The sequence below is a fragment of the Micromonospora sp. D75 genome (genome assembly GCF_018070405.1).
Classification (GTDB): Bacteria; Actinomycetota; Actinomycetes; order Mycobacteriales; family Micromonosporaceae; genus Micromonospora; species Micromonospora chalcea.
Genome location: NZ_JAGPXV010000504.1, coordinates 1 through 4,497, shown reverse-complemented (window position 1 = coordinate 4,497; position 4,497 = coordinate 1). Strand labels below are relative to the sequence as shown.

General features: G+C 76.2%; 5 protein-coding genes. All 5 read left to right on the top strand.

The features are described from left to right. The first annotated feature begins 155 nt into the window (after positions 1 to 155). A complete protein-coding gene (gene dinB, locus KBX39_RS24170) occupies positions 156 to 1,343 on the top strand; it encodes a DNA polymerase IV (RefSeq protein ID WP_210872649.1) in 1,188 nt (395 codons plus the stop codon). 105 nt (positions 1,344 to 1,448) lie between these two features. After that, the gene (locus KBX39_RS24165) at positions 1,449 to 2,381 is read left to right on the top strand and encodes a hypothetical protein (protein ID WP_064445878.1); all 933 of its coding nucleotides are present in this window, start codon (positions 1,449 to 1,451) and stop codon (positions 2,379 to 2,381) included. After that, positions 2,378 to 2,830, top strand: coding sequence for an ABA4-like family protein (locus KBX39_RS24160; RefSeq protein ID WP_210872647.1), 453 nt, complete (start codon positions 2,378 to 2,380; stop codon positions 2,828 to 2,830). The genes KBX39_RS24165 and KBX39_RS24160 overlap by 4 nt, the downstream gene beginning before the upstream one ends. 9 nt (positions 2,831 to 2,839) lie before the next feature. After that, positions 2,840 to 4,057: a sensor histidine kinase gene (locus tag KBX39_RS24155; RefSeq protein WP_104114167.1), complete on the top strand. Its 1,218-nt coding sequence runs from the start codon at positions 2,840 to 2,842 to the stop codon at positions 4,055 to 4,057. Then, positions 4,054 to 4,497 (top strand): response regulator transcription factor (locus KBX39_RS24150; RefSeq protein WP_210872645.1); only part of this gene is annotated, 444 nt, incomplete at its 3' end. The genes KBX39_RS24155 and KBX39_RS24150, both read left to right, overlap by 4 nt.

Sequence of the window (4,497 nt, the reverse complement as noted above, 5' to 3'; positions counted from 1 at the left end):
CGCGGGCGACCTCGTACGGCTTCTCGCTCTACGAGTTCGAGGTCTACGGACGGTGAGGCGCACGCGGCCGGCCGGCGGGAGCCATCCGCCGGCCGGTCGCGTGCGTCCGGGCAGGTCAGCCGCGCCTGTTCGAACATGTGTGCGAGGATGGCGGGGTGTCGAGCGAGGCCACCATCCTGCACGCCGACCTGGACGCGTTCTACGCCTCGGTCGAGCAGCGCGACGACCCCCGGCTGCGCGGCCGGCCGGTGATCGTCGGCGGCGGCGTGGTGCTCGCGTGCAGCTACGAGGCCAAGGCCCGGGGCGTGCGCAGCGCGATGGGCGGCCGGCAGGCGCGGCGGCTCTGCCCGGACGCGATCGTGGTGCCGCCCCGGATGGCCGCGTACACGGCCGCCAGCCGGGCGGTGTTCGAGATCTTCCGGGACACCACCCCACTCGTCGAAGGGCTCAGCATCGACGAGGCGTTCCTCGACGTGGGCGGGCTGCGGCGGCTCGCCGGAACGCCGGCCGCCGTCGCGGCAACGCTGCGGGAGCGGGTACGCCGCGAGGTCGGCCTGCCGATCACCGTCGGCGTGGCCCGGACGAAGTTCCTGGCGAAGGTCGCCAGCGGCGTGGCCAAGCCGGACGGGCTGCTGGTGGTCGAGCCGGAGCGGGAACTGGCGTTCCTGCACCCGCTGCCGGTGGAGCGGCTGTGGGGCGTCGGCCCGGTCACCGCCGCCCGGCTGCGCGAACGCGGCATCCGTACCGTCGGGCAGGTGGCACGGCTGGACGAGCCGGCGCTGGTGTCGCTGCTCGGCGCGGGCGCCGGCCGGCACCTGCACGCCCTGGCGCACAACCGCGACCCCCGGGCGGTGCAGGTGGGCCGCCGCCGCTCCTCGATGGGCGCGCAGCACGCGCTGGGGCGCGGCCCGCACTCCCCCGCCGAGCTGGACGCGGTGCTGGCCGGTCTGGTCGACCGGGTGACCGGGCGGATGCGCGCGGCCCGGCGCACCGGCCGCACGGTGACGCTGCGGCTGCGTTTCGCCGACTACACGCGGGTCACCCGGTCGCACACGCTCGACGAGCCGACCGCGCAGACCGCGCCGCTGCGCGACGCCGCCCGTGACCTGCTGGGCGCCGCGCTGCCGCAGATCGCGCTGCGCGGCGTCACGCTGCTCGGCGTCTCGGTGGGAAACCTCGGCGGCGGGCACACCCAGCTGGCCCTGCCGTTCACCGCCGACCCGGGTCCGGCGCTGGACGCCGCCGTCGACGCGGTACGCGACCGCTTCGGATCACGGGCGCTGACCCGTGGGGTGCTGCTCGGCCGCGACCCGGGCGTCGAGATGCCCCGGCTGCCGGACTGACCGCTCCGCCTCCTCCCCCGGTAGGAGGCGCGCTCCGACCCGGGGTCACGGACGCGGCCTGCGGACGGGCGCGCGGGTCCCGGTCCGCCACCAGCATCTACAGGCATGACTACCGTGCGGAACCGGGCGGCCGGATGGCACCGCCCCCTGATGCTCCTCGTGTCCGCGATGGCGGTGCTCACCGTCGTCGCCGCGGTCGGCGTCGTCGCCGACCCGCGCGTGCTGACCGGCGCGCCCATCTGGGCCAAGCCGCTGAAGTTCGCGATCTCGTTCGTGCTCTACGGCGTCACGCTGGCCTGGATGCTGTCCCTGCTGCCGCGCCGCAGCCGGGCCGCCGAGCGGGCGGCCACACTCATCGTGGCCATGGCGGTGCTGGAGATGACGATCATCGTGGGCCAGGTGCTGCGCGGCACCGCGAGCCACTTCAACGGCGCCACGACACTGGACGCGATGCTGTACAGCGTCATGGGCGCGGCGATCACCGTGCTGTTCGCCGCCCAGCTCGTGCTGGCGGTCGTGCTGTCCCGCCGGTCGCTCGCGGACCGCGCCGGCGGATACGCGGTACGGCTCGGCCTCGCCGTGTCCCTGCTCGGCATGGTCGTCGCGTTCCCGATGGTCATGCGGCAGCCCGCCGGAGCGCCGGCCGGGATCAGCGGCGCGCACAGCGTCGGGGTGCCCGACGGCGGTCCCGGGCTGCCGCTGCTCGGCTGGAGCACCACCGGCGGCGACCTGCGCGTCGGGCACTTCGTCGGGATGCACGCGCTGCAGGCGCTGCCGCTGCTGGCGATCCTGCTCGACCGGTTCCTCGGCCGGCGGCTGGACGGGCTGACCCGGGCCCGGCTGGTGCTCGTCGGCGGGGCCGCGTACGCGGGACTCACGCTGCTGGTGACCGCCCAGGCCCTGCGCGGGCAGCCGCTGCTCGCCCCGGACGCGCTCACGCTCGCCGCGGCGGGAGTGCTGGTGGCGGCCACGGCAACCGCCTCCGCGCTGGTGCTGGCGCGCCGGGCCCGCCGCGCCGGGGTGGTGCTCGTCGGATGACCGGGATCCTGTTCGACCTGACGTTCCTGCTCGCCGCCCCGTTCTGGGCGCTGATGATCCTCGCGCCGCGCTGGTCCTGGACCGCCCGGATCGTCGGCTCACCGCTGATCGTCGCGCCGGTGCTGCTGGTCTACGCCGTCCTCGTGCTCCCGTCGCTCGGAACGGTGCTGCCGGTGGTGACAGCGCCCACCCTCGACGGTCTGCGGGACCTGCTCGGCACCGCAGACGGCGCGGCGGCGGCCTGGGCCCACATGATCGCCTTCGACCTGTTCGTCGGCCGGTGGATCTGGCAGGACGCGCGGGAGCGCGGGCTGCCGGCCCTGCTCACCGCTCCGGTGCTGCTGCTCACCGTCCTGCTCGGCCCGCTCGGGCTGGCCGTCCATCTCGGACTGCGCGCCGTCCGGCGGCGGCGAGCCAACCCGGTGGCCCCGGCAGCGCCGGTTGCCTAGGCTGACGCGGTGGGCTGGGTCGGTCGGCTGTTCGACGCACGCGACACGCTCGCGCGGATCCTGCTGCTGGATCTCAGCGGCATCGGCTACCTGGTCGTCGGCGTGCACGGCCGCCCCGGGCCCACCGGAACGCAGTGGGCGCTGGCGGTCCCGGCGTTTCTCCTGGCGCTGTTGTGCCACCGCCGGCCGCTGCTGAACCTGCTCCTCCAGTCGGCGCTGCTCGCGGCGGCGTTCCCGCTGGTCGACGACGTGATGATCAACCAGGTCGGCGCGAGCTGGGCGCTGCTGGAGCTGACCATGCGGGCCACCCGGCCGCGCACGATCTGGCTCGGCGCCGGGCTGCTCGCCGCCGTCGACCTGACCAATTTGATCGGCGAACCGGTCCGCACAGCGCTGACCGGGCTGTTCGGGCTCGCCGTCACCGTCTGCCTGCCCCTGCTGCTCGGGCTGGTCGTGCGGACCACGAGGGAGCTGAGCCGGCAGGCCGAGGAGCGGGCCGAGGCGGACCGGCGCCGGCGCGAGTCGGAGAGCCGGGCGGCCCGCGCCGACGAGCGCGGCGCCATCGCCCGGGAACTGCACGACGTGCTCGCGCACCACGTCGCGTCGATGGTGCTGCGGGTCGGGGTGGCCCGGCACGTGCTGCCCGACCTGGACCCCCGGGTCGGCGAGGTGTTCGACGACGTGCACGCCACCGGCACGGCGGCGCTGACCGACCTGCGGCGGCTGGTCGCGGTGCTGCGTGACCCGGACGGCGTACGCGGCGACGCCGCCCTGACCGCGATCGAGCCGTCGGCGCTTCCGGCGGCGCTCGGCGCGGCGGTGGACCGGGCCCGGCAGGCGGGCGTCGTGGTGGAGGCCGACGTCGACCCGGCTGTCGGCGCGCTCGACGCGGTACGCGGCCAGGCGGTGCTGCGACTGACCCAGGAGGCGTTGACGAACGTGGCGAAACACGCGGGCGCGGCGGCGCGGGCCCAGCTGACCGTGTCGGTCGAGGACGGCGCGGTGCACTGGGCGGTGTCCGACGACGGGCGGGGCGCGGCGCCGGCCGGGGTGCCCTCCGGCGGCGGCCACGGCATCGTCGGCATGCGGGAACGGGTGGAGGTGCTCGGCGGTCGGCTGGAGGCCGGGCCCACCGGGTCCGGCTGGCGGGTACGGACCGTGCTGCCGGCGGCCGGGCCCGCCCCCGACACGCCCCGCCCCCGCGCGGGCGCGCCGGAGCCGGCGTGATCCGGGTGCTGCTGGTCGACGACCAGCACCTCATCCGGGCCGGTCTGCGGATGCTCTGCGACGCCCAGCCCGACCTCGACGTGGTCGGCGAGGCCGACAACGGCCGGGACGCGATCGCCCTCGCCGCCCGGCTGCGGCCCGACGTGGTGGTGATGGACCTGCGGATGCCCGGCGTCGACGGCATCACCGCGACCAGCCGGATCCTCGCCGACCGGCCCGCCACCCGGATCATGGTGCTCACCACGTTCGGCGACGACGACCACCTCTACCCGGCGCTGACCGCCGGCGCCTGCGGCTTCCTGCTCAAGGACGCGCCCCCGGCCGACCTGCTGGACGGCATCCGCCGCGCCGCCGCCGGGGACAGCCCGTTCAGCCCGGAGATCCTGCGCCGGATGGTCGAACGCGCGGTGCACGCCCGAGCCGGCGCAGGATCTCCGGGC